Annotated in this window: 23 protein-coding genes; 14 read left to right on the top strand and 9 right to left on the bottom strand. The window is 72.3% G+C overall.

Annotated elements, in window-relative coordinates:
- Positions 1-126: 126 nt before the first annotated feature.
- Positions 127-1,044: a GntR family transcriptional regulator gene (locus ACFY9E_RS24425; protein ID WP_390987504.1), complete on the top strand. Its 918-nt coding sequence runs from the start codon at positions 127-129 to the stop codon at positions 1,042-1,044.
- A gap of 36 nt (positions 1,045-1,080) precedes the next feature.
- On the opposite strand, the gene ACFY9E_RS24420 is transcribed toward ACFY9E_RS24425, so the two are convergent.
- A complete protein-coding gene (locus tag ACFY9E_RS24420) occupies positions 1,081-1,269 on the bottom strand; it encodes a hypothetical protein (protein ID WP_031143363.1) in 189 nt (62 codons plus the stop codon).
- Between the two features lie 147 nt (positions 1,270-1,416).
- Here ACFY9E_RS24420 and ACFY9E_RS24415 point away from each other — a divergent pair, with 147 nt between their 5' ends.
- The 6 genes from ACFY9E_RS24415 (at position 1,417) to ACFY9E_RS24390 (ending at position 8,833) form a co-directional block, all read left to right on the top strand.
- On the top strand, positions 1,417-2,307 hold the full coding sequence (locus ACFY9E_RS24415) for a GntR family transcriptional regulator (protein WP_390987503.1): 891 nt from the start codon (positions 1,417-1,419) through the stop codon (positions 2,305-2,307).
- The gene (locus ACFY9E_RS24410) at positions 2,307-3,050 is read left to right on the top strand and encodes an HAD family hydrolase (protein ID WP_390987502.1); all 744 of its coding nucleotides are present in this window, start codon (positions 2,307-2,309) and stop codon (positions 3,048-3,050) included. Before ACFY9E_RS24415 ends, ACFY9E_RS24410 begins: the two co-directional genes overlap by 1 nt.
- A 239-nt stretch (positions 3,051-3,289) precedes the next feature.
- Positions 3,290-5,479, top strand: a complete 2,190-nt coding sequence (locus ACFY9E_RS24405) for a phosphotransferase (protein WP_390987500.1) — start codon at positions 3,290-3,292, stop codon at positions 5,477-5,479.
- Positions 5,480-5,505: 26 nt separating this feature from the next.
- Complete coding sequence (locus ACFY9E_RS24400) at positions 5,506-6,129, top strand: TetR family transcriptional regulator (RefSeq protein WP_390987499.1); 624 nt, start codon at positions 5,506-5,508, stop codon at positions 6,127-6,129.
- Positions 6,130-6,169: 40 nt separating this feature from the next.
- Entirely contained in the window at positions 6,170-8,185 is a 2,016-nt protein-coding gene (locus tag ACFY9E_RS24395; RefSeq protein ID WP_390987498.1) for a HelD family protein, read from the top strand.
- Between the two features lie 24 nt (positions 8,186-8,209).
- Entirely contained in the window at positions 8,210-8,833 is a 624-nt protein-coding gene (locus ACFY9E_RS24390) for an RraA family protein (RefSeq protein ID WP_390987496.1), read from the top strand.
- 43 nt (positions 8,834-8,876) lie between these two features.
- On the opposite strand, the gene ACFY9E_RS24385 is transcribed toward ACFY9E_RS24390, so the two are convergent.
- Positions 8,877-10,058, bottom strand: a complete 1,182-nt coding sequence (locus tag ACFY9E_RS24385; RefSeq protein ID WP_390987495.1) for a GDSL-type esterase/lipase family protein — start codon at positions 10,056-10,058, stop codon at positions 8,877-8,879.
- Between the two features lie 141 nt (positions 10,059-10,199).
- Positions 10,200-10,679 (bottom strand): DUF2269 domain-containing protein, encoded by a 480-nt coding sequence (locus tag ACFY9E_RS24380; protein WP_390987628.1) that lies wholly within the window; start codon positions 10,677-10,679, stop codon positions 10,200-10,202.
- Positions 10,680-10,896: 217 nt separating this feature from the next.
- Between ACFY9E_RS24380 and ACFY9E_RS24375 the strand changes: the two genes are divergently transcribed.
- Positions 10,897-11,550 carry a methyltransferase domain-containing protein gene (locus ACFY9E_RS24375; protein WP_390987493.1) on the top strand — a complete coding sequence of 218 codons (654 nt, stop codon included), beginning with the start codon at positions 10,897-10,899 and terminating at the stop codon, positions 11,548-11,550.
- Positions 11,551-11,562: 12 nt separating this feature from the next.
- Here ACFY9E_RS24375 and ACFY9E_RS24370 read toward each other — a convergent pair whose 3' ends face one another.
- Complete coding sequence (locus ACFY9E_RS24370) at positions 11,563-12,273, bottom strand: hypothetical protein (protein ID WP_390987492.1); 711 nt, start codon at positions 12,271-12,273, stop codon at positions 11,563-11,565.
- A gap of 108 nt (positions 12,274-12,381) precedes the next feature.
- Between ACFY9E_RS24370 and ACFY9E_RS24365 the strand changes: the two genes are divergently transcribed.
- The 4 genes from ACFY9E_RS24365 to ACFY9E_RS24350 all read left to right on the top strand — a co-directional run bounded on the left by ACFY9E_RS24365 (position 12,382) and on the right by ACFY9E_RS24350 (position 14,672).
- Positions 12,382-12,765: a VOC family protein gene (locus tag ACFY9E_RS24365; RefSeq protein ID WP_390987490.1), complete on the top strand. Its 384-nt coding sequence runs from the start codon at positions 12,382-12,384 to the stop codon at positions 12,763-12,765.
- A gap of 69 nt (positions 12,766-12,834) precedes the next feature.
- Positions 12,835-13,464: a helix-turn-helix domain-containing protein gene (locus ACFY9E_RS24360; protein ID WP_390987488.1), complete on the top strand. Its 630-nt coding sequence runs from the start codon at positions 12,835-12,837 to the stop codon at positions 13,462-13,464.
- 89 nt (positions 13,465-13,553) lie between these two features.
- Positions 13,554-14,225 carry a hypothetical protein gene (locus ACFY9E_RS24355; RefSeq protein WP_390987487.1) on the top strand — a complete coding sequence of 224 codons (672 nt, stop codon included), beginning with the start codon at positions 13,554-13,556 and terminating at the stop codon, positions 14,223-14,225.
- 114 nt (positions 14,226-14,339) lie between these two features.
- Positions 14,340-14,672, top strand: coding sequence for a DUF2516 family protein (locus ACFY9E_RS24350; RefSeq protein WP_390987627.1), 333 nt, complete (start codon positions 14,340-14,342; stop codon positions 14,670-14,672).
- A gap of 80 nt (positions 14,673-14,752) precedes the next feature.
- Here ACFY9E_RS24350 and ACFY9E_RS24345 read toward each other — a convergent pair whose 3' ends face one another.
- The 4 genes from ACFY9E_RS24345 to ACFY9E_RS24330 all read right to left on the bottom strand — a co-directional run bounded on the left by ACFY9E_RS24345 (position 14,753) and on the right by ACFY9E_RS24330 (position 19,121).
- Positions 14,753-16,099: a SpoIIE family protein phosphatase gene (locus ACFY9E_RS24345; RefSeq protein WP_390987485.1), complete on the bottom strand. Its 1,347-nt coding sequence runs from the start codon at positions 16,097-16,099 to the stop codon at positions 14,753-14,755.
- Positions 16,100-16,400: 301 nt separating this feature from the next.
- Positions 16,401-17,483, bottom strand: a complete 1,083-nt coding sequence (locus tag ACFY9E_RS24340; protein WP_390987483.1) for an NlpC/P60 family protein — start codon at positions 17,481-17,483, stop codon at positions 16,401-16,403.
- Positions 17,484-17,846: 363 nt separating this feature from the next.
- The gene (locus ACFY9E_RS24335; protein ID WP_390987482.1) at positions 17,847-18,665 is read right to left on the bottom strand and encodes a class I SAM-dependent methyltransferase; all 819 of its coding nucleotides are present in this window, start codon (positions 18,663-18,665) and stop codon (positions 17,847-17,849) included.
- A gap of 30 nt (positions 18,666-18,695) precedes the next feature.
- Positions 18,696-19,121: a CPCC family cysteine-rich protein gene (locus ACFY9E_RS24330; RefSeq protein WP_390987481.1), complete on the bottom strand. Its 426-nt coding sequence runs from the start codon at positions 19,119-19,121 to the stop codon at positions 18,696-18,698.
- A gap of 362 nt (positions 19,122-19,483) precedes the next feature.
- On the opposite strand from ACFY9E_RS24330, the gene mshA reads away from it, so the two are divergent.
- Together mshA and ACFY9E_RS24320 are read left to right on the top strand one after the other, a co-directional pair.
- A complete protein-coding gene (gene mshA / locus ACFY9E_RS24325; RefSeq protein WP_390987479.1) occupies positions 19,484-20,821 on the top strand; it encodes a D-inositol-3-phosphate glycosyltransferase in 1,338 nt (445 codons plus the stop codon).
- Complete coding sequence (locus ACFY9E_RS24320) at positions 20,814-21,323, top strand: YbjN domain-containing protein (RefSeq protein WP_390987477.1); 510 nt, start codon at positions 20,814-20,816, stop codon at positions 21,321-21,323. The genes mshA and ACFY9E_RS24320 overlap by 8 nt, the downstream gene beginning before the upstream one ends.
- Here ACFY9E_RS24320 and ACFY9E_RS24315 read toward each other — a convergent pair.
- Positions 21,320-22,153, bottom strand: a complete 834-nt coding sequence (locus ACFY9E_RS24315) for an AraC family ligand binding domain-containing protein (RefSeq protein WP_390987475.1) — start codon at positions 22,151-22,153, stop codon at positions 21,320-21,322. The two genes, ACFY9E_RS24320 and ACFY9E_RS24315, sit on opposite strands and share 4 nt — an antisense overlap.
- Positions 22,154-22,200 lie beyond the last annotated feature (47 nt).

Below are 22,200 nucleotides of genomic sequence, written 5' to 3'. Positions count from 1 at the left end.
CGGGTGGCCAACCCCCTGAAGGTCTGACCATGTTCCCGAAGTTGGTGACCAACTTCACTGTACTTATCTCCGCTTGGAACCGGCTCATAACCACCTTTCCTTGAACTGCCGCAAGATGGCGGGAAGTTGTACTGTTCGGTTGTGGACCCGGAACACGACTCCGCCATTGGGCGGAAGAGGTCGCAACGGCCACAGAGAACACATCACGAGGTGGCCGACGAGCTGCGCGCCCGGATCAGGTCAGGGGCGCTGCGGCCGGGTGCACGCATGCCCACCCAGGCTCAGCTGGCCCACGAGTTCGGTGTCGAGCGCGGTGCCGTGCGCCAAGCGCTGCGCATCCTGCAGTCCGAGCGGTTGCTCACCAACGTGTCCAAGGGCAGCCCGGCGACCGTCGCTCCCGACCCCGTCGGTGCGCTGACCGGCCCGGAGGCCCCGCCGCTGCCCACGACGGTGGCCCTCGCGCCCCGGATAGCGACGGCGTTCGCCACGGACCACGTAGAGATCGACGCCGTGTGCCTCACGTCCATCTCCCTCACGCTCGCCATCGGTGAGCCGCTGCGGCAGATCCACGCCGGACGGCTGAAACCGGCCAAGGTCGACGTCCGGGTGCTGCTGCCGAGCCGGGACATCGACCTCGCCTTCCCGGTGCCGGTCGAGGGGCGCGGCGACGACCGGGTGCACGAGCGGTGGCTGGCGATGCGCAACGCCCAGGGGCAGGTCCTCCAGCACAACCTGCTGGCCCTGCGCGCCACCCATGGCATCGATGTCCGTGTCACGTTCCGCGCGCTGCCCTTCACCCCGCCGGTGAAGCTGTACCTGCTCAACGGCACGGAGGCGCTGTTCGCGTACTACACGCTGACGCGCCGGGAGGCCGAGGCCGAGCGGGAGCAGCCGGCGATGTACGACGCCCAGGGCACCCAGTCCATGCTGTTCTCCTTCCGGCAGGGCGCCGGGCTGCGCGACACCACGTTCGTGGAGCAGTCGCACCTGTGGTTCAACGCATTGTGGGAGACGATCAGTTCGGAGCTGACGCTCACGAGCTGACGTCTCCCACGGGTCGTTCCGGGGTGGCGCGGTGACTCATCGGGCGGGCCCCGTCATCAGCAGCGCGAGCACGACGGCTCCCGCGGAGCTGACGGCCGGGCTCTTGGCCTTGACGCCGACGGTGAGAAGGATCAGGCCGACGATGCCGGCCGGACCGTACTTCCACTGGACGAGCTGCTCGAAGGCGACGACGAAGGCGGCGGAGAGGAGAGCGAGGGCGGGCATAGGTGTTCCCCCTTCGGAAGTCCGGAAGCAAAACTTCCGCCAACTTCGAAAAGTTGGCAACCAACTCTGCTTAAGTTGTCCCCACTTGGCCCCTAGTCATAAACAACTTTCAAACAACTCCCGCCAGATGGATCAGAGTTGTAGCGTTTGGTCGTGGCCCAGGAGAGCGTGGCGGAGAACGTGGCAGTCAACGGCAGCAGAAGGTCCTCGCCCCAGGAGATCGCCGACAGCCTGCGGGAACGCATCCGCGCCGGTGAGCTCAAGCCGGGGGATCGCCTGCCCACGCAGGCCGAACTCGCCGAGGAGTTCGGTGTGGAGCGCGGCGCCGTCCGCCAGGCCCTGCGCGTCCTCCAGGAGGACGGTCTCCTCACCAACGTCAGCAAGGGCAGCCCGCCGCGGATCGCCGCCCCGGCCCCCGCCCGCGGCGAACCCCAGCCGACCATGGTGGGCCTGGCCCCGCGCCTCACGCAGGCGTTCTCGGTCCCACACGTGCGCATCGACGTGGTCTGCCACACCGCGGAGACGCTGATGATCGCCATCGGGGAGCCGCTGCGGCTCATCCACGAGGGCCGCATCCGCCCCGAGTCGGTCGACGTCCGCATCCTGGTCCCCTCCCGGGACATCGAACTGGCCTTCCCGGTCCCGGTCGAGGCCCACGGCGACGACAACCCGGTCCACCAGCGCTGGCTGGCCATGCGCAACGCCCAGGGGCAGGTCCTCCAGCACAACCTGCGGGCGTTGCGTTCCACGCACGGGATCGACGTCCACGTCACCTTCCGGGCGCTGCCCTTCACCCCGCCGGTGAAGCTGTACCTCCTCAACGAGGAGGAGGCCCTGATCGGCTACTACATGCTGACCAGGCGAGAGGAGGAGTGGGGCAGCCAGACCCTGGACATGTACGACGTCCTGGGCTCCCAGTCCCTCCTCTTCTCCTTCGTGCAGCGCACGGGCCGGCGGGACGCGTCGTTCGTGAAGGAATCCCAGAAGTGGTTCAACGCCCTCTGGGAAACCATCACGACGGACCTGACACTCTCCTAGTGACTTCTGATGCGATCCAGACCGGTGCGGTGCCTTTCGAGACCGAGAACGATCCGAATCAACTCCGCGATCTGATCAGACGTGCCCGTGTCGTGCTGTGGGACTTCGACGGGCCCATCTGCCGCCTGTTCGCCGGGCACTCGGCGGAGCGGGTGGCGAGCGACCTGGTGTCCTGGCTGGAGGGCCGCGGTCTGCACGGCCTGCTCACGGACGCCGAGCGCGAGTCCCTCGACCCGCAGGTGGTCCTGCGCGCCGTGGACCGCCGGCATCCCGGCAGCGACCTCGTCGCCGAGCTGGAGGAACGTCTCACCCAGGAGGAGCTGCGGGCCGCGTCCTCGGCGTGGCCGACCGCGTACGCGGACCCGCTGATCCGCACCTGGACGGCGGTGGGCTCCCGCCTGGCGATCACCACGAACAACTCGCCCCGGGTGGCCCGCACGTACCTCGCGGGCCGCGGCCTCGCCGGCTGCTTCGCCCCGCACATCTACGGGCGCACCCAGGACCTGCACCGGCTGAAGCCGGATCCGCACTGCCTGAACCGGGCGCTGCGGGCGATGGGCGCCGCCCCCGATGATGCCCTGATGATCGGTGACACCCCCTCCGACCACGAGGCGGCGGGCCGTGCCGGGGTGCCGTTCCTGGGCTACGCGCGTAACGAACGCAAGGCCAAGATCCTCAGGGACGCCGGCGCCGACACGGTCCTCGTGTCCCTGGCGCCGCTCGTGGACCTGTTGCGCGCGTGAGCGGACGGCCGGGGAGCGATGGGCCGGGTGTAGCATTCCGGCACCGCGCAAGGATCGAGTCGTACGCTCACCCCCGCTCGTATGTGACGAGGCCGACCGGCCCTGCTCGAACGAGTTCACGCAGCCTCGTGCTGATGGGTGGCAATCACCCGTAATGGCTCTCTCCGCCATGCGCGGCGCCGGCCGCGAACCTACCGTTTGCCATACCGTCCCCCCTTCTCGCACTTCCGGAGCGGCCCGTGGGCGCACCTCCTCGTCCCCGCCCTCTTCTCGGGGAGCGCGCCTCGCACGACGCCGCCTACCGGGCGTTTGTGAAACTCGCCGCCGAGCGGGGACGGGAGAGCGGCGGCCACCACCACCGGAACTACGTCCTTCCGCTGACGGAGGGCATGGCCCGGATGGCCGGCGGTGAGGCGGGGACGTCCGTGACCGTGCGGATCCGGCGCCCGGACGCGCTGCGCGTGGTCATCCGGACCTGGCAGGACGAGGCCGACGTCCTCGCCGCCGTGCGGGGGGTCCTGCCGCACGCGCCGCGATGTCTCGTGAAGCGGGATGATGTCGCGATCCACAGCTTTGTGGAGGGCGTGCCGCTGTCCAGCGTCTGCGACCACGGCAAGCCCGTCGACACCCTGCTGATCAGGGCGCTGGCCGGTCTGCTGGCCCGGACGGCTCAGGTGCGGCGCGGCGCGCTGCCCGCTCTGCCGGCCGTCTGGCCCCGCAACGACACGGACAGCCAGGGGTTCCTGCGGACCTTGGCCCACCTCGCGGACCAGCAGATCAGACGGCCCAACCGGGACGGGTTCGGCGGGTTGTTCGCGGCGCTGGGCATCCCCGAGGACGCGCTCGCGCAACTGGCCGGGCGGGTGCCCGCCATGGCCCGGCGGCCGTACAGCCTGCTCCACGCCGACCTGCACCGCGACAACGTGATCGTGTCGTACGCGGGCGACCCGCCCCTCGTCTGTGTCGACTGGGAGCTGGCGACCTACGGCGACCCGCTGCACGATCTCGCGACCCACCTCGTGCGCATGCGGTACCCGGCCCACCAGTGGGCCGAGGTGGTCGACGCCTGGGCCGAGGCCATGCGGGAGGTCCGTCCGGCGGCGGTCAACGGCCTGGCCAAGGATCTGCGGCACTACCTGGCGTTCGAGCGGGCGCAGTCCGTCTTCCCGGACGTGATGCGGGCCGCCCGGTCCCTCGAGGAATCGTTCACGCAGACGAGCCTGGACGAGGCGACGGCCGAGGTGCGGCGGGCCCTCGAGGCGGCGGCGGAACCGCTGCGGCTCGTCGGCGTGCCGGGGGAGGGCGAGATCCGGCGGGCCCTGTTCCGCTGGCTGGTGTCGCGGACCAACGGGGAGATCAGGGACCGTGCGTGGATCGCGAAGGCGTTCGAGTGGCGGCCCGACCGGCGGATGCCGGAGCGCCCCGACTTCCCGTCCGCCGCGGTCCGGGAGGCCCTGCTGGCGGAGGGCGCCGCGCCCGCGGGCCGGGTGTTCAAGGGCACCGCGCACCTGAACACCGTGGTGTCGGTGCCGGGCTTCGACGCTCCCGTGGTCGTCCGGCGGAAGCTGGCCGAGGTGTGCCGGCGGGAGCGGGGCTTCCTCAGCGAGCACGCCGTGCTGCGCGCGATCGAGGAGTCGTCCGTCGGGGTGGCGGCGCCGCGGGTGCTCGCCCTGGGCGAGACCTACCAGAGCGACACCATCGCCCTCCACACCTACGTCGGACCGCGGGACGTGGACCGGCCCCCCAACCACCCCGTGCACGGCCTGCTGCCGCACGAGGCCGACGGTTTGGTGGACCAGCTGTGCGCCCTGACCCGCGTCAGGTACGAGCAGGTCGATCCGACCGCCGGCGAGGGCGCGTTCCACCGCTGGCTCCGGGACCAGCTGATCTCCCTGGTGCGGGACCTGCCGAAGGAGTCGCAGCAGCTGGCCCGGCACCTCGGGCTGCCCGACGCGGACCGGTTGCGGCTGATCCTCTCCCGGCACGAGGTGAGCCACCGGGAACCCGCCCTCCTGCACGGGGACCTGAACCCCTGGAACCTCGTACGCCGCGACGACCATCTGGCGCTGACGATCATCGACTGGGAGATGGCCGTCGTCGGCGACCCCCTCTACGACCTCGTACGCCACATGCACCTCACGCCGACCCGGCCGGAGATCAGGGACCGTATGTTCCGCCGCTGGGAACGCCGGCTGCCCGCCGAGTACACCCGCGACTGGCGCGACGACTGGCGGGTGTACCGCCGGCTGGAGATCGTGCGGTCCGCCTATGTCGATCTGGACCGCATCGTGACCGGCGCGAGCATGGACGCCCCGAACGTCCGGCGGGCGGTCGACTCCTACGCGGTGACACTGGCCGTCGCCACGGGCTCGCTCGGCCTCCCGGTGCGCTCCACGGCGAACCCGTATCTCGCCCGCGCGCTGGCCTGACCCCGCTTCTGCGTAGGCTCCCCCGTATGAGCACCCCCGGCCTGCGTGAGCGCAAGAAGCGGCGGATGTACGAGACCGTGTCGGACATCGCCGTGCGGCTCTTCATGGAGAAGGGGTTCGACGCGGTGTCCGTCGCGGAGGTGGCGGCGGCGGCCGAGATCTCGAAGCCGACGCTGTTCCGGTACTTCCCCGCCAAGGAGGATCTGGTGCTGTACCGGATCTCCGACCACGAGGGGGAGGCCGCCCGGGTGGTGGCGGCGGCAAAGGGGCCGGCCGTGGAGGCGCTGCGGCGGCATTTCCTCGAAGGGCTCGAGCGGGGGGACCCCGTGACCGGGCTCAACGACCACCCCGACGTGCTCGCCTTCCACGCCCTGCTCTACGGGACGCCCTCGCTGGTCGCCCGGGCGCACACGCACCAGGAGCGGTCGGAGGCCGCGCTCGCCGAGGTGCTCGGGGGTGATCTGGACGCGCGGCTGGCGGCCGGGCAGATCATGGCCGTGCTGCGGGTGCTCGCGCTGGAGAACTGGCGGCGGATCGCGGCGGGGGAGCGGGTGGCGGACGTGCGGCCGGACGCGGTGGCGGCGGCGGAGCGGGCGTTCGGGTGGCTCGCGGCCGGACTGCCGCCCCGCCTCCGGAGTGAAACTCGGTAATTTATTTAACTCAGTCACGTTTTCGCGTACGCTCGGTGGAATGACCTCGACCGAGCCTGCCCTTCAGCACGTCCTCGAACAGGAACGCGCCCACCACGAACGCTGCCGGACCGCCCTCGCCGCGATGGTCGAGGGCGCCGGTGAACAGGTCGTCATCGGGGAGGACGTCTCCGCGTCCGGGGCCGACGCCGAAGTCCTCGGGTACCGGCTGCGCAGCCGGGCGAAGGCGCTGCGGGAACTGCCCGAGGGGCCGTTGTTCTTCGGGGCCCTCCAGGGCGGGGACGGACGGTTGCACATCGGGCGGCTGCGCATCTGCGAGCACCCGGCCGAACCGCCCCTCGTCGTCGACTGGCGCGCGCCCGTCTCACGCGCCTTCTACCAGGCCTCGGCGCGGGACCCGCAGGGCGTGGCGGTGCGCAGGCGCTTCGGGTGGGCGCCCGGCAGCCGGGGCGACTCCGGCGATCTCACCGGCCTGGAGGACGAGCACCTGGAGCAGGGCGAGACGCGCGACAGCGAGATCGTCGCGAGGGAGATCGAACGGCCCCGGGTCGGGCCCATGCGGGACATCGCCGCGACGATCCAGCCCGAGCAGGACGACCTCGTACGGGGGGACCTGGCGCTGTCGGTGTGCGTGCAGGGCGCGCCGGGCACCGGCAAGACCGCCGTCGGGCTGCACCGGGCGGCGTACCTGCTCTACACGCACCCGCAGCGCATCCGGCGCGGCGGTCTGCTGATCCTCGGACCCAACCGCACCTTCCTGTCGTACATCGCCGAGGTGCTGCCCGCCCTCGGTGAGACGGGGGTGCGGCAGTCGACCCTCGGGGAGGAGATCGCCCGGTGGCCGGTCAGGGGCGCCGACGACGAGCCGGCCGCCGTCCTGAAACACGACGCCCGGATGGCCGAGGTGCTGCGGAGGGCGCTGTACGCGAGGGTGCGCCCCGAGGGGGCCGGTCCGCTCGCCGTGCCGGACGGGTCGTACCAGTGGCGGGTGCCGGAGGGGGAACTGGCGCGGATCGTGGCCGGGGTGCGGGAGGAGGAACCGCCGTACGGAGTCGGACGGGAGCGGGTGCGGGCGCGGATCGTCGGGTGTCTGCGCGAGCAGGTCGAGCGGCGGGCGGGGCCGCCCCCCAACTCCTGGGTGCGGCGGGTCGAGCGGTCGCGGCCGGTGTCGGCGTACGTCGACGCCGTCTGGCCGCGGGTGCGGCCCGAGGAGGTCGTCGCCGAACTGCTCGCTGACGAGGCGGCGCTGGCGTCGGCCGCCGAGGGGCTCCTCGATGCCGGTGAGCAGTGGGCGCTGCTGTGGGGGCGGGCACCGCGGTCGTGGAAGTCGGCGCGCTGGTCGGCCGCCGATCTGGTGCTGCTCGACGAGGTGGCCGGGCTGATCGGGCACCCGGAGGGCTACGGGCATGTCGTCGTCGACGAGGCGCAGGACCTGTCCCCGATGGAGTGCCGGGCCATCGCCCGCCGGGCCCGCTTCGGTTCGCTGACGGTGCTGGGCGATCTGGCGCAGGGCACGACGCCGTGGGCGGCGCGGTCGTGGCGTACCGTCCTGGCGCACCTGGGGAAACCGGACGCGACCGTGGTCGCCCTGACCACCGGGTTCCGGGTGCCCAAGGCGGTCGTGGGGCTCGCCAACCGGCTGCTGGAGCGGCTGGACGTGGACGTGCCGGCGGCCCGTTCGCTGCGCGGCGACGGGGAGTTGCGGGAGCGCGAGACCACCGTCGAGGGCGTGCCCGACGCGGTCGTCCAGGCCGTGCGGGACGCGCGGGGGCGGGAGGGCTCGGTCGGGATCGTCGCGGCGGACGCGGACGTTCCGCGGGTGCGGGCGGCACTGGACGCGGCCGGCATCGAGGCGGCGGGCCCGGACGACGTCGGCGCGGCGGTCTCCCTGGTGCCGGCGAGCGTGGTCAAGGGCCTCGAGTATGACCATGTCGTGGCCGTCGAGCCGGCGGCGATCGCCGAGGCGGAGGAACGGGGGCTGCACCGGCTGTACGTGGTGCTGACCCGGGCGGTGTCACGGCTGGAGGTGGTGCGGGGGAGGCCACTGCCCTTCTAGGGGAAGGTGGTTAGGGTCCATGCCATGGCTGACGTCGACGCGTTCACGGACATACCCACGACCACACTGGCCGATCTGCTGGGCCGCGAGCAGGTGATGGACATCGGGATCCGGCCGCTGTGGGGACCGGTGCCCCGGGTGGCGGGCCCGGCCTTCACCGTACGGTGCCCTCCCGGCGACAACCTGATGCTGCACGCCGCGATCCACCGGGCCGGGCCCGGTTCGGTCGTCGTCGTGGAATCGGGCGACCTGGACTACGCGCTGGCCGGCGGCAACGTCTGCGCGGTCGCCCGGCGCCGGGGTGTCACCGCGTTCGTCGCCGACGGGCTGATCCGCGACCTCGCCGAGGTGCGGGACATGCGCTTCCCGGTGTTCGCGCGCGGTGTCATCCCCATCCCGGGCACCAAGTCGGCCGCGCGGCCGCTGAACGAGCGGGTGCGCTGCGGCGGGGTCACGGTCGACGCGGGCGACACGGTCGTCGCCGACGAGGAGGGCGTCGTGGTGGTCCCCGGGGCCCGCCGCGAGGAGGTGCTGGCCGCGGCCCGGGCGAAGCTGGCGAAAGAGGCGGCACAGACCCTGGACGTGTGGGAGTCGGACCACCGCACGCGGATCGACGAGATCCTCGCGCAGCAGGGGTTCGAGGACTGACCGGCCCCGGCCGGACACCGCTCCCGCGCGGCGGTGCGGTCGTTCATCTCTTTTCCGAGAAGGGCCCTCCCCCGGTGAACGCCAGGCGGTGGAAGCGTTCGCCGATGTGCTGGTGGGTCGCCGCGTCCGGGTGGACGTGGTCGGGGAGGGGGAGGGCGGTGGCGTCCGCGGCGCCGTAGAGGTCGAGGCCGTCGAGGTAGTGGAGGTTCGGGTCGTCGGCGGCGCGCTGCCGGACGATGCGGGACAGTTCCTCGCGGATCACGGTGAGGGTGAGCTTGCCGGTGGGGGTCTCCGCCGGGTCGCCCATGGCGGCGAAGAGGAGACGGCCCTCGCCGAGCGCCTGGCCGTCGGGGGCGGTCGGGCCGGGCGTGTCCTCGTGGAGGGCGCAGTGGATGGGCGAGACGAGCAGCAGCGGGGTGTCGGGGTGCCCCTCGCGGATCGTGTCGAGGAAGCCGTGCACGGCCGGACCGAAGGCACGCAGCCGCATCGCGTCCTGGTTGACGATGTTGATGCCCATTTTGACGCTGATCAGATCGGCCGGCGTGTCCCGCATGGCGCGCGCGGTGAACGGGTCGAGCATCGCGCTGCCGCCCAGGCCGAGGTTGATCAGTTCCACCCCGCCGCGCAGCGCGGCGACCGCGGGCCAGATGGCCGTCGGGCTCGCGACGTCGGAGCCGTGGCTGATCGAGCTGCCGTGGTGCAGCCACACCCGGCGGCCCCGGTCCGGCGCGGGCAGGACCGGGGCGTCCGTGCGCAGGGCGACCAGCTCGGTGGTCTCGTTGTGCGGCAGCCAGATCTCGACCTCCTTGTCGCCCTCGGGCAGGCCGGTGAAGCGGACGGTGCCGACCGGACCCGGCGTGAGCTCGCCCTCCCAGGTGGTCAGGTCGACGGTCAGGACGTTGCCGCCGGTGCCCGAGGCCTGTCCGGCAGGGCGGCCGTCGACGAGCAGGTCGTACAGACCGTCCGGGCGCGGCGGGAAGCCGGTGTATTCGCGTTTGGTGCGCAGTGTGTCCAGTTCGACGACGGTCGCGGCGGTACGGAAGGCCAGGCGTACGCCGGAGGGCTGGGCCTCGGCCATCTCCAGCTGGGCGTCGGTGTTCTGCGCGCGGGCCCGGGCCGGGAGGCGGTGGGGGAGCAGGCCGTGCCCGGTGCGCTCCACGTCGAGGGCGCCGCGCAGCAGGTCCGCCGTGAGGGGCGTGGTGATCCAGTCGTACTCGGTGTGCATGGGTGTCAGCCTCGGGGATCGGTAGGGGCCGCGGGCCGGTTCCGCAGCAGCGTGTCGAGGGCGTCGAGGATCCGGGCCCAGGAATGTCGGTGTCCGGGGTTCCGCGGCTGAAACCGTCACCGGACCACGCGGGCCGGGCGATCAGGTGTCCTGGGGGGCCCGGCGGGCGGATGCCCGCGGTCTCCTGCCCCGGCGGGTCGGTCCCCAGGGCTTCAGGACGGAGATCACCGTCATGAAGACATAGGCGGACAGCGACACGACCGGCCCGAACAGCACGTCCCCGGCATCGGGCAGCGGCCCGCCCGCGGCGACGGCGGTGACCGCGGAGTTCACCCCGGGGCGCAGCGCGAACACCGTCGCGGTGGTCGTGGCGAGCGTCAGCCAGAACTTCGTGTACACCCACCGGTACCTGGCCAGACCCCACACCGTGCCCAGCGACAGCAGCAGGCCGCTGAGGAGCGTGAGGAAGGCGACGGGGAGCAGGAGCCAGTCGGCGAAGAGCTTCATGGCCCGGACGGAGGACTCCACGGCCGCGGGGGATCGGGTGGTGGCCGCCGTGATCCCGAGCGCGAGCAGCCCGAGCGTGAGCCCGAGCCAGCCGGCGGAGGCGATGACGTGCACGACGAGAGCGGCCCGGCGGGCCGGGCGGCCGAGCCTCGGCGGATGGCCCGGGCTCGGTTTCGGGTTCGGCGTCGGTCCGGGCTTCGGCTTCTGCTGCGTATCCACGCCGACCACCGTGCCGCGCGGGAGCGGCGGGGTCGTCTCACGCCGGGAGTAGACCGGTGTACTGGCGTCGGAGTACGGGGCGCATGTCACTGCCGTCACCTAGGTTCACGGCATGACCGAGCCCTCCCACCTCACCGCAATCCGCGAGTCCTACGACACCGTTGCCGCCGCCTACGCCCGGCGCGTCAAGGAACCGGCCGGGCTGGACCCGGTGTCGCGCGCGATGCTGTCCGCCTTCGCCGAGCTCGTGCGGCCCCCGCACCCCGGGCCGGTCGCCGACCTGGGCTGCGGCCCCGGCAAGGTGACGGCCCACCTGGCCGCCCTGGGGGTACCGGTGTTCGGCGTGGACCTGTCGCCGGGAATGATCGACCTGGCCCGGGCGGCGTACCCGCAACTCCGCTTCAGCGTCGGCTCTATGACCGCGCTGGACATCACCGACGGCGAACTCGGCGGCATCCTCGCGTACTACTCCACCCACCACACCCCGCCGCGGTGGCTGCCGACCGTCTTCTCCGAGTTCCACCGCACCCTCGCGCCCGGTGGCCGGCTGATGCTGGCCGGCCACGTCGGCGACGGCGAGCACCTCCGCCCGGCCCACGCCTACGGCGACCACCCGGTGTCCTACGAGTCGTACCTCCTCCCGCCCGACCGCATCGCCGAACTGCTCCACGAGGCCGGGCTGGTGGTCACGACACGGCTGGTGCAGGAACCGGAGGGCGCCTTGAAGAGGCAGGTGGGCACGTTCCTGGCGTACAAGCCGGAGTGACGCCGCCGGGCATCAGACCGACCGCTCGTGCACCCACACGCGCAGCGGTCCGGCGGTTTCGAAACCGTGCCGGAGGGCGGCCGCCAGGTCGTCGCCCTGCTCGTAGCCCACGACGGGCAGAGCGGGGAAGAGCCGGCCGACCGCGTGCAGGACCAGGGGCCAGGCCGCGTGGGGCGGACCGAAGACGTTGGACACCCCGACCACGTCAGCACCGAGACTGGCCACCGCTCCGCCGGCCACCCGCCCGTCGGCGGATCGCCCGGCGAGCACGAACGTCTCCGGATCGTCGAGCACCCCCGGCCTGAAGAGGTCCGCGTCCCCGCCCCCGCCGTCCCAGGCCAGTGCCCAGTCACGCAGCGCGTCCGGATCACGCACGACCTCCCACGCGAGATCCGGCGCGGCGACGGGCACACCCGCCGCGCGATGGATCCACTCCGCCTCGAACAGCACCCGGAACCCCGCCCCCGTCAGATCGAGGTCGGCGAAACTGTCCTTCACCGAGGCCCCCGGCGACGCCGTGTCGATCCGCGCCACGAGCGCCTTCGTGTCGACGCCCGGCCCGAGCGTCACCGCGTCGGGGTAGAGGGCGGGCGTACGTCGCGCGGCGGCCCAGACCTCACCCTCTACCACACTCGCCACACCATGCGCCCGGCACATCACCGCACACCAGGCGGCGTTGTTACGGGCGGCGCTCTGGGCAGGCAGGGGATGAGAAGTCGTCACGAGTGCGGATCATGACGGAGCACGCCCCGCCTCGTCGAACGGATTCCGTCCGGCCGCTCCTAGGGTGTTCGCCACGACAGTCCCCACCGACCGGCCCGGAGGCGGCGCATGACCGTGCACATGCAGTTGAGCGCGATAACCCTGGACTGCCCTGATCCGCTCGCCCTGGCGGTGTTCTACCAGCAGGCCACCGGACTCGAGATGCACCCGGAGTCGGACGCCGGTTTCGCCGCGCTGGAGAGCGGGAGCGGGCTCTCCCTCGGCTTTCAGCGAGTCGACGGTCACCGGCCTCCCAGCTGGCCCGACCCCGCCGTTCCCCAGCAACTGCACTGCTGCTTCCGGGTCGTGGATCTGGACGAGGCAGAGGCGCGGCTGCTGGAGCTGGGCGCAGGCAGGCCGGATCCGCAGCCCAACGAGGACAAGTGGCGTGTTCTCACGGACCCCGCGGGGCACCCCTTCTGCATCGTCACGGGCCTCGCCGCGCCGGGATGACCGCGTGGCGTGGCGCACTATTGCAAGCGGGTGCTTGCAATAGTTAGCGGGGTGTTGCACTGTGGGGGCATGGCATCGCTCAACGTCGGCAATCTCGGTGACTATCTGCGCGAGCAGCGGCGCACGGCGCAGCTGTCGCTCAGGCAGCTCGCCGATGCCGCCGGGGTGTCCAATCCGTATCTGAGCCAGATCGAGCGCGGGCTGCGCAAGCCGAGCGCGGAGGTGCTGCAGCAGGTCGCCAAGGCGCTGCGGATCTCCGCCGAGACGCTGTACGTCCGGGCCGGGATCCTCGACGCCGAGCGGGACCGGGACGAGGTGGAGACGCGGGCCGTCATCCTCGCCGACCCGACGCTCAACGAGCGGCAGAAGCAGGTGCTGTTGCAGATCTACGAGTCCTTCCGCAAGGAGAACGGATTCGGGACCGGCGACGGCTCGGATGCCTCGGACGGCTCGGGCGTCACGGGTGTCGTCGGCGTCGTCGCCGGGGACGGTGCGGTGAGTGTCGACGGGGACGCTCCCGACGCCGGTGCCGGGATATCGCGGACCGGCCCGGCCGACGGCGGCTCGCCCGCCCGGCGCCGTAGCCGCAAGAGCACCGGCAAGAGCGCCGGCAAGAACGACGGCGGTACGACCGCCACCCGCCGGACCCGCGAGGGCGCCGGCGGCAGCGACACCGATCCGCAGCAGACGGCCGGCTGAGCCGGACCAGGGCACCGGCCGTACCGCCGCGGATCACACAACCCTCAGCCGAACCCTCAAGCGACACAGAATCCGGGAGGACCATCACCATGGCCATCACCGACGACCTGCGCAAGACCTTCAGCGACCCGACCCCGCTCTACTTCGCCGCGGGCACCGCCGACCTCGCCCTTCAGCAGGCCAAGAAGGTGCCGGCCCTGGTGGAGCAGCTGCGCTCCGAGGCCCCCGCGCGGATCGACGCCGTACGCAACACCGACACCAAGGCCGTCCAGGAGAAGGCGTCCGCCCGGGCCAAGGAGGCCTCCGCCCGCGTCAAGGAGACGCAGGAGACCCTCCAGACCAAGGTCACCTCGTTCATCGGCTCCCTCGACGCCGACTTCAAGAAGCTCGGCAGCACCCTCGACGCGGACCTGAAGAAGTTCGGCGAGAGCGCCCAGGACTTCGCGCTGCGCGGTGTCGGCGTGGCCGCCGAGTACGCCGTCAAGGCCCGCGAGACCTACGAGAAGGTCGCCGAGCACGGCGAGCAGGCCGTGCGGACCTGGCGCGGCGAGGCGGCCGAGGGCATCGAGGACGTCGCCGAGGGCGTCGAGGAGCTGGCCATCGCCGTCGAGCCGAAGCGCCAGCCGGTCGAGGTCAAGGAGGAGCCGGTGAAGCCCGCCGGTGCCGCCGTCCCCGCCCCGGACAAGAAGGCGCCCGCCGCGAAGAAGGCTCCGGTGCGCAAGACCACCACCGCCAAGAAGACCACCCCGCCGGCGAAGTAGGACCGCGGAGCGATCACACACGGACGGGCCGGGCACCCTGGGGGTGTCCGGCCCGTTGTGCGGGTACGGTGACCGCGTAGGGACGAGCCGAGTCAGGTGGTGGGCGTTGTGCTGATGCAGGGCTTCGCAGGGTTTATGTGGCTTCTGAGCATGGCCCTGATCGTTTTCAGTGGTTTCGCGTTGTTCGACGCGGCCGTCCGCCGGGAGGACGCCTACCGCGCGGCCGACAAGAAGACCAAGCCCTTCTGGCTGATCATCCTGGCGATCGCCTTCGTGGTGAACCTGCTCTTCCCGATCCTGTCGTTCCTGCCGATCATCGGCCTCATCGCGACGATCGTGTACATGGTCGACGTACGGCCCGCGATCCGGGCGCTTCCGGGCGGCGGCCGCAGCCGGCGCGGCTCCAGCAGCGACGGCCCCTACGGCCCGTACAACGGCGGCCGGTAAGCACCCGCGGCGGCCCGAGCACCCGGCCCGGTGCCTACGGCGCCGTGGGTCCGGTGCCGACGCCGCCCTGGGCCCGGTGCCTACGGCACCCGGTCCAGCAGCAGGACCGCCACGTCGTCCGTCAGCTCGCCACCGTTGAGCTCACGCACCTCGTTCACCGCCGCCCGCAGCAGCTGCTCGCCCCGCAGGCCCTCGGCGAACTGGCGGCGGACCATCTCCGTCATGCCGTCCTGGCCGAGCCGCTCCCGGCCCCGGCCGATGTGGCCCTCGATCAGGCCGTCGGTGTAGAGCATCAGGCTCCACTCGGCACCCAGCTCCACCTGCATCCGCGGCCAGCGGGCGCCGGGCAGCAGGCCCAGGGCCGGTCCGTTGTTGTCGTACGGCAGCAGGCGGGCCGGTTTGCCCGGGCGGGCCAGCAGCGGCGACGGGTGACCCGCCAGGCACAGGCCCGCGCGGCGCCCGTCCGGCGCGATGTCCACCGTGCACAGGGTCGCGAAGATCTCGTCGTCGGCCCGCTCGTGCTCCAGCACCTGCTGGAGCGTGCCCAGCAGCTGGTCGCCGCACAGACCCGCCAGCGTCAGCGCGCGCCACGCGATCCGCAGTTCCACCCCGAGGGCGGCCTCGTCCGGGCCGTGCCCGCAGACATCGCCGATCATGGCGTGCACGGTGCCGTCCGGCGTCCGCACGACGTCGTAGAAGTCACCGCCGAGCAGCGCCCGCGAGCGGCCCGGGCGGTAGCGGGCGGCGAACCGCAGCGAAGAGCCCTCCAGCAGCGGCGTCGGCAGCAGGCCGCGCTCCAGGCGGCGGTTCTCCTGCGCCCGCAGCCGGCCCTCGGCGAGCCTGCGCTCGGCCGACTCGGAACGCTTGCGCTCCACCGCGTAGCGGATCGCGCGGCTCAGCAGCCTGCTGTCCAGCTCGTCGCGGAAGAGGTAGTCCTGGGCGCCCACCCGCACCGCCTCGGCGCCGCGCTCGGCGTCGCCCGACGCGGTCAGCGCCAGGACGGCATGCCGGGGCGCGAGCTCCAGCACGTGCTTGAGCACGGCGAGCTCGTCCTCGGAGTCGCTGTGGCCCGGCGCAGGCAGCGCCAGGTCCAGCAGGATGCAGTGGACGTCGTCGGTCAGCAGCCGTCCGGCCTCGGTCAGATTGCGGGCCGTGCGGACGCGGATCGGCTTGCCTGCCTGGTCGAGCATGTCCGGCACGATCGGCGAACCGGCCGGGTCGTCCTCGATCAGCAGCAGCGTCAGGTTGGTGTGGGCGGTGTGGTTCTCCACCTTGTCCGTGGTGTTCCCGGCGGTGTCCGGCGTGCGGCCCGCCGGCGAGGTGTCCTTCACGGGCTCCTCGGCGGATCCGCCGCGCGGGGACGCGGCCTGCGCCTGACCACTCTCCGCGGCCGGGATCGCTCTCTGCCGCGGTATGGGTACGGGCATCGTCTTGGGTTCCTTCCCTCCCCCCGAGGGCATGGCGGGGGCGAGGGACCTCGACCCACCGACGGGGACCATAGCGGGTGTCGGCGCCGCATAGGAATGGTGTGAGCCACGCCGCTGCGCCACCGGCCAGTGTCATATGCCGCGATATGCCCCGCAGTTGGACAGCTCGGAGATGCTGCGGAGATGACGAACGTCACGTCGGCGTGCGGGGTGCGCGCCGCGGGGCGTGCGGTGGGTCACGTGGGCCAGGTCACCGTGGGTGTCCGGTATCCGGTACGTCTCGTCCGGCCGCCGTCCGCGATCAGTTGGCGCCGGCGTCCGGCCGCACCACCCCGAGGATGGGCATGGAACCGGCCCCCGCGATCGTCACGGTCCGCCCGGGCCGCGGCGCGTGCACGATCGCCCCGTCGCCGATGTACATCGCGACGTGGCTGGCGTCGCCGAAGTAGATGACGAGGTCGCCGGGCCGCATGTCCTGGACGTCGATGTGCCGCAGCTGCTTCCACTGCTCCTGCGAGGTGCGCGGGATGCCGCGGCCGGCCGAGATCCAGGCCTGTGACGTCAGCCCCGAGCAGTCGTAGGTCTCCGGGCCCTCGGCGCCCCACTGGTACGGCTTGCCGATCTGCGCCGTGGCGTACTCCACGGCCTTCTTGCCCTGCGCGGAGGCCTTTCCGTCGATCTCGTCGAGGATGCCGGAGTCGAGCCAGGCGGTCTGCGCCTTGTTCGCGGCCTCCTTCTCCAGCTCGGCGAGACGCTCCTGCTCCTCCTCCTGGAGGGCGGACTCGAGCTCTTCCGCCTGCGCGATCTGCTTCTCGATCTTCTTCTGCGCGGCGGCCTTGGCCTTGCGGCCCGCCTCCAGCTTCTTCAACTGCGCGGAGGCGTCCTTGGCGTACTGCTCCAAGTCCTCCTGGGTGCGGGTCAATTCGCCCAGCAGGCCCTTGGTCGCGCGGTGGCCCTCGCGGACCCGGCCCGCGCCGTCGAGGAAGTCCTGCGGATCGTCGCTCAGCACCAGATGGGCCTCGGGCGGCAGGCCGCCCCCGCGGTACTGGGCGGCGGCCGCGGCGCCCGCGCGGTCCCTCAGCTTCCTGAGCTTCTCCTGGCCCTTGACGATCTTCTTGGCCAGTTCGACGACCTCGGCGGACTGCTTGTCCGCCTTCTCATCGGCGGCGTTGTACTCGTCGGTGGCGCGGCCCGCGGCGCGGTAGAGCTTGTCGAGCTTCTTGCGGACGGCTTCCAGGTCCTTGGCGGGCGCGAGCGTCGATCCCGCGCTCGGGGTGGGTGAGGGGATGGGGTTCGCGAACGCCGTGCCCGGTGCCGCCAGCACCGTGACCGCGCAGACCACGGCCACCGCCGTCGCGATCAGGCCACGCTTGCCCGTACCCATACCTCGGCCCCCAAACTGATTAACCGTCAGTAACGTGCGGTTCGCCTGGGGATGCTGTCATGTCGGCTCGGAAAGCGACAGAGGTAGTACTTCCCGCCGCCTCTTCGCCGGTATGCCCCGGCATGAAGATCTCCCCGCCTGTGTGACGAAGGACTCAAAGAGATCGTTCCAGACGGGGCCGTCCGGACTGCGGAGCAAAGCGCCGGATTACGGGAGAAAGGTGCCGGATCGCGGGAGTCAGGTGCCGGATTGGGGGAGAAAGGTGCCGGATCGCGGGAGTCAGGCTCCGGATTGCGGGAGAAAGGTGCCGGATCGCAGGAGCCGAGCGCCGGACCGCAGGAGCGAGGTGCCAGACCACTGGAGTCAGGCGTGCGGGGCCAAGGCCTCCCACCGCACCGTCACTTCGCCCTGGCGCCACCGCGCCGGCCCGTCCGTCACCGGCCAGTCGGCCGTCAGGTCCCGTACCGTCCGGATCCAGCGTTGCCGGGCGCCGTAGGAGGCGTAGGGCGCGGCGGCCGCCCAGGCGCGGTCGAAGTCGCGCAGGAAGGCGTGCACCGGCTCGCCGGGGACGTTGCGGTGGATGAGCGCCTTCGGCAGGCGTTCCGCGAGGTCCGAGGGGCGGTCCAGGGAGCCCAGCCGGGTCGCGAAGGTGACCGTGCGGGGTCCCTCCGGGCCGAGCGCGACCCACACGTGCCGGCGTCCGATCTCGTCGCAGGTCCCCTCGACCAGCAGTCCGCCGTGCGAGCCGGTCGCCGGGTCGGCCGCTGCGAGCCGCCCGCACAGCCGCTGCCACACGGCCGCGACCTCGCCCTCCTCGTACTGCCGCAGTACGTTCGCCGCGCGGACGAGCAGGGGCCGCTGCGGGATGGGGATCTCGAATCCGCCGTGCCGGAAGACCAGCCCCGTCCGCTCGTAGGGCAGCGCCGCCGCGACCCGGGCCGGTTCGATCTCCACGCCCACCACGCGCGCGCGTGGCGCGACCGTACGCAGGCGGTGCAGCAGCTCGACGGCCGTCCAGGGGGCGGCGCCGTACCCGAGGTCGACCGCCACCGGGTCGGCGGCGCGGCGCAGCTCGGCGCCGTGCGTGGCCGCGATCCAGCGGTCCATGCGGCGCAGCCGATTGGGGTTGGTCGTCCCGCGCGTGACCGTGCCCAGGGGTCGGGTCGCCGCGCGGGATGTCATACGTACGAGGTTAAGGGCCCCCGGCTCCGGTCAGGGGGCGAGGTGCCGCCGCCAGTAGGTGGGACGCCAGTAGTAGAGGACGGTCAGGTCGCCGGGCATCGGATCGTGGGCCGGCCCCTGCTCGAACGGGTCCCGGTCCGGGTCGGCGGGCCGGAAGCCCGGGTCCAGCGGCTCGTCGTCGCGCGGTGGCCGTACGTGGCGCCGCATCTCCTCGGTCACGGCACCGATCCGCCGGTAGTTGGCCTGCGCCTCGATCAGGCTCAGGCCGTGGTTGGGGCCGCCGCCGGCCGTGGGGTGGCGGAGCTGGAAGGGATCCTCCTCCCAGTAGCAGACCGGGCAGATCTCGTAGGCCCACAGCTCGCCGAGGGTCCGGTGGCCGCAACAAGGGCAGGGGAGGAGCTCCTCGGGTGGAGGCGGCGGTGCGGGGTGATGCCGTGTGCCTGTCATGCCTGTCATGCCCACGAGGGTAGGGACCCCTGGCCCCGGCCGCCCCGCCTTTTCCACCGCCCCAGCCGCCGCCCCGCCTGTTCCGTGGCCATCGGTCGTCGGTGTCCGGGCCTGCCGTCACGGGTCGTCGGTGCCCGGGTCTGCCGTCACCGGTCGTCGACGCCCGGGCCTGCCGCCACGGGTCGTCGGTGCCCCGGCTCGTCGCCGCGCGGTCGGCGGTGCCCTCATCCTCGAACGGTTGAGCGACCAGCGGTAATGATTCGGTAAAACTCCCGAATCGGGAAATGGAGTACCTCCTTCCGGTGTTGGACCCCGTCGGAGGGCGCCGTGCGCTCTGCGACAGGCATGCCCCGAGCGAGGAGGAACGCCACGTGAGCCAGTACATCGGCAGGCTCGGCCGGCGCTCCGCGTCGTCCCCCGCGCGCCTGCGGCTGCACCGCAGGCCACGCCGCGTCGCGATGCTCTCCGTGCACACCTCCCCGCTCCACCAGCCGGGCACCGGCGACGCCGGCGGCATGAACGTCTACATCGTGGAGCTCGCGCAGCGCCTCGCCGCGCAGGGCATCGAGGTCGAGATCTTCACGCGCGCGACCGCCGCCGCCCTCCCCCCGACCGTCGAGCTGGCCCCCGGCGTCCTCGTCCGGCACGTCGACGCCGGCCCCTACGAGGGCCTCAACAAAGAGGACCTGCCCGCCCAGCTGTGCGCCTTCACCCACGGCGTGATGCAGGCCTGGGCCCATCACCGCCCCGGTCACTACGACCTGGTCCACTCCCACTACTGGCTCTCCGGCCACGTCGGCTGGCTCGCCGCCCAGCGCTGGGGCGTCCCGCTGGTGCACGCCATGCACACGATGGCCAAGGTCAAGAACGCCAACCTCGCCGACGGCGACACCCCCGAACCGGCCGCCCGCGTCATCGGCGAGACCCAGATCGTCTCCGCCGCCGACCGCCTCATCGCCAACACCACCGAAGAGGCCGACGAACTGGTCCGGCACTACGCGGCCGAGACCGACAAGGTCGCCGTGGTCCACCCCGGTGTGAACCTCAGCCGCTTCTCGCCCGCCGACGGCCGCGCCGCCGCCCGGGCCCGGCTCGGCCTGCCCCAGGACGCGCTGATCCCGCTCTTCGCGGGCCGCATACAGCCCCTGAAGGCCCCCGACGTGCTGCTGCGGGCCGTCGCCGTCCTCCTCGACGAGCGCCCCGAACTGCGTTCGCGCATCCTCGTGCCCGTCGTCGGCGGACCCTCCGGCAGCGGCCTCGCCAAGCCCGAGGGCCTGCAGAAGCTGGCCGCGCGCCTGGGCATCGCGGACGTCGTACGGTTCCGCCCGCCGGTCGGCCAGGAGCAGCTGGCGGACTGGTTCCGCGCCGCCTCCGTGCTGGTCATGCCCTCCTACAGCGAGTCCTTCGGCCTGGTCGCCATAGAGGCGCAGGCGGCGGGCACCCCGGTGCTCGCGGCGTCGGTCGGCGGCCTCCCGGTCGCCGTGCGCGACGGGCACACCGGCTTCCTCGTCCGCGGGCACGATCCGGCCGACTACGCGCGCGTGCTCGGCGATTTCGCCGACGACCCGCAGCTGGCCACCCGGCTGGGCGGGCAGGCCGCCCAGCACGCCCAGTCCTTCGGCTGGGACACGGCCGCCGCCGCCACGGCGGACGTCTACACGGCCGCGATGCAGGCGCACCGCCGTCGCGTACGCTCGCTGCATGGGTGAAACCGATCAGGAACAGCGTGCGGCCCAGGTCGTCGAAGGAGTGCTGAAGGACGCCGAACTGGAGTGGGAGAGCCCTCAGTCCGGCACCTACGTCGCGCAGCTTCCGGGCACCCGCAAGCTCAAGACCACGGTCTCCCTGATCGTCGGCCGCCACTCGCTGTCGCTGAACGCCTTCGTCATCCGTCACCCCGACGAGAACGAGCAGGGCTTCCACCGCTGGCTCCTGGAGCGCAACCTCAAGCTCTACGGCGTCAGTTACGCCGTGGACCAGCACGGCGACGTCTACCTCACCGGCCGCCTCTCCCTGTCCGCCGTCACCGCCGACGAGCTCGACCGTCTGCTCGGCCAGGTCTTGGAGGCCTCCGACGGCGCCTTCAACACCCTTCTGGAGCTGGGCTTCGCCTCGGCGATCCGCAAGGAGTACGAGTGGCGGGTGTCGCGGGGGGAGTCCACGCGCAACCTGGACGCGTTCACCCACCTCACGCAGCGCCCCGAGCGCTAACCGGCCCGGTAACGCCCCGGCGGCACACCCACCAGCCTGCGGAAGTGCCGCGTGAGGTGCGACTGGTCGTAGAACCCGGCCGCCACCGCCACCTCGCCCGGTGAGCGCCCCTCCAGGAGCAGCCGCCGGGCGCGCCCGACCCGCAGGGACGTGAGGTACTGGTGCGGGGCGATGCCGTAGGCGGTGCTGAACGCCCGTACGAGATGGGCGGGATGGGCGCCGAGCAGCCCGGCGGCCTCCCGCAGCGCGACGCCCTCGACGATCCGCTCGTCCAGCACCTCGCGCAGCCGCCGCGCGAGAACGGGATCGGCCGGCCGGGGGGCGGCGGGGTCGCCCCGCAGATGGCCGCGCAACCGCTCCCCGACGAACAACAGCCTGCTCTCGGCCTCCAGTTCCTCACCGGGCCGCCCCAGCGCGCCGTGCAACTGCCCCACCCGCCGCCGCAGCAGCGGATCGCGCAGATCGGGCCGGTCGACGGCGGCCCCGATGAGCTCGTCCCCGAGATGCGTCCCGTCGAGGTACAGCACCCGTTTGCGGAAGCCCTCCGCGGTGACGGGGGAGCCGTTGTGCGGCACGTGCGGCGGCAACAGCGACACGGTGTCGTGCGGGGTGCCGTGCTCGTGCCGGTCGAGGTCGTACCGCACGGCGCCGGTGTCCACGATCAGCAGCGTCCAGGCGTCGTGGACGTGCATCGGATAGGCGTACTCGGTGAACCGCGCGTGGAAGACCTCGACGACGCCCTGGACGGCGGGCCGCCAGGCGGAGACGGTCCGCTGCCGGTCCGGCCCGTTCGTGCGCGGGGGCTTCGGTGCCTTGGGCGGGGAGGCCATGCAAAAAACGTACAAGACCCCGGCGGGGGCCGCGGGGCACGCTCGGA

The organism is Streptomyces sp. NPDC012466 (assembly GCF_042955215.1).
Classification (GTDB): domain Bacteria; phylum Actinomycetota; class Actinomycetes; order Streptomycetales; family Streptomycetaceae; genus Streptomyces.
This window is presented reverse-complemented; position numbering and strand designations above follow the sequence as displayed.

What these genes read in the sequence shown, in the direction of transcription:
- ACFY9E_RS24400 (WP_390987499.1), top strand. Translation starts at nt 5,506, where the DNA reads ATGAGCACCCCCGGCCTGCGTGAGCGCAAGAAGCGGCGGATGTACGAG.
- ACFY9E_RS24375 (WP_390987493.1), top strand. Translation starts at nt 10,897, where the DNA reads ATGACCGAGCCCTCCCACCTCACCGCAATCCGCGAGTCCTACGACACC.
- ACFY9E_RS24345 (WP_390987485.1), bottom strand. Translation starts at nt 16,099, where the DNA reads ATGCCCGTACCCATACCGCGGCAGAGAGCGATCCCGGCCGCGGAGAGT.
- ACFY9E_RS24390 (WP_390987496.1), top strand. Translation starts at nt 8,210, where the DNA reads ATGGCTGACGTCGACGCGTTCACGGACATACCCACGACCACACTGGCC.
- ACFY9E_RS24385 (WP_390987495.1), bottom strand. Translation starts at nt 10,058, where the DNA reads ATGCACACCGAGTACGACTGGATCACCACGCCCCTCACGGCGGACCTG.
- ACFY9E_RS24330 (WP_390987481.1), bottom strand. Translation starts at nt 19,121, where the DNA reads ATGACAGGCATGACAGGCACACGGCATCACCCCGCACCGCCGCCTCCA.
- ACFY9E_RS24420 (WP_031143363.1), bottom strand. Translation starts at nt 1,269, where the DNA reads ATGCCCGCCCTCGCTCTCCTCTCCGCCGCCTTCGTCGTCGCCTTCGAG.
- ACFY9E_RS24365 (WP_390987490.1), top strand. Translation starts at nt 12,382, where the DNA reads ATGACCGTGCACATGCAGTTGAGCGCGATAACCCTGGACTGCCCTGAT.
- ACFY9E_RS24360 (WP_390987488.1), top strand. Translation starts at nt 12,835, where the DNA reads ATGGCATCGCTCAACGTCGGCAATCTCGGTGACTATCTGCGCGAGCAG.
- ACFY9E_RS24350 (WP_390987627.1), top strand. Translation starts at nt 14,340, where the DNA reads ATGCAGGGCTTCGCAGGGTTTATGTGGCTTCTGAGCATGGCCCTGATC.
- ACFY9E_RS24335 (WP_390987482.1), bottom strand. Translation starts at nt 18,665, where the DNA reads ATGACATCCCGCGCGGCGACCCGACCCCTGGGCACGGTCACGCGCGGG.
- ACFY9E_RS24320 (WP_390987477.1), top strand. Translation starts at nt 20,814, where the DNA reads ATGGGTGAAACCGATCAGGAACAGCGTGCGGCCCAGGTCGTCGAAGGA.
- ACFY9E_RS24355 (WP_390987487.1), top strand. Translation starts at nt 13,554, where the DNA reads ATGGCCATCACCGACGACCTGCGCAAGACCTTCAGCGACCCGACCCCG.
- ACFY9E_RS24395 (WP_390987498.1), top strand. Translation starts at nt 6,170, where the DNA reads ATGACCTCGACCGAGCCTGCCCTTCAGCACGTCCTCGAACAGGAACGC.
- ACFY9E_RS24315 (WP_390987475.1), bottom strand. Translation starts at nt 22,153, where the DNA reads ATGGCCTCCCCGCCCAAGGCACCGAAGCCCCCGCGCACGAACGGGCCG.
- ACFY9E_RS24340 (WP_390987483.1), bottom strand. Translation starts at nt 17,483, where the DNA reads ATGGGTACGGGCAAGCGTGGCCTGATCGCGACGGCGGTGGCCGTGGTC.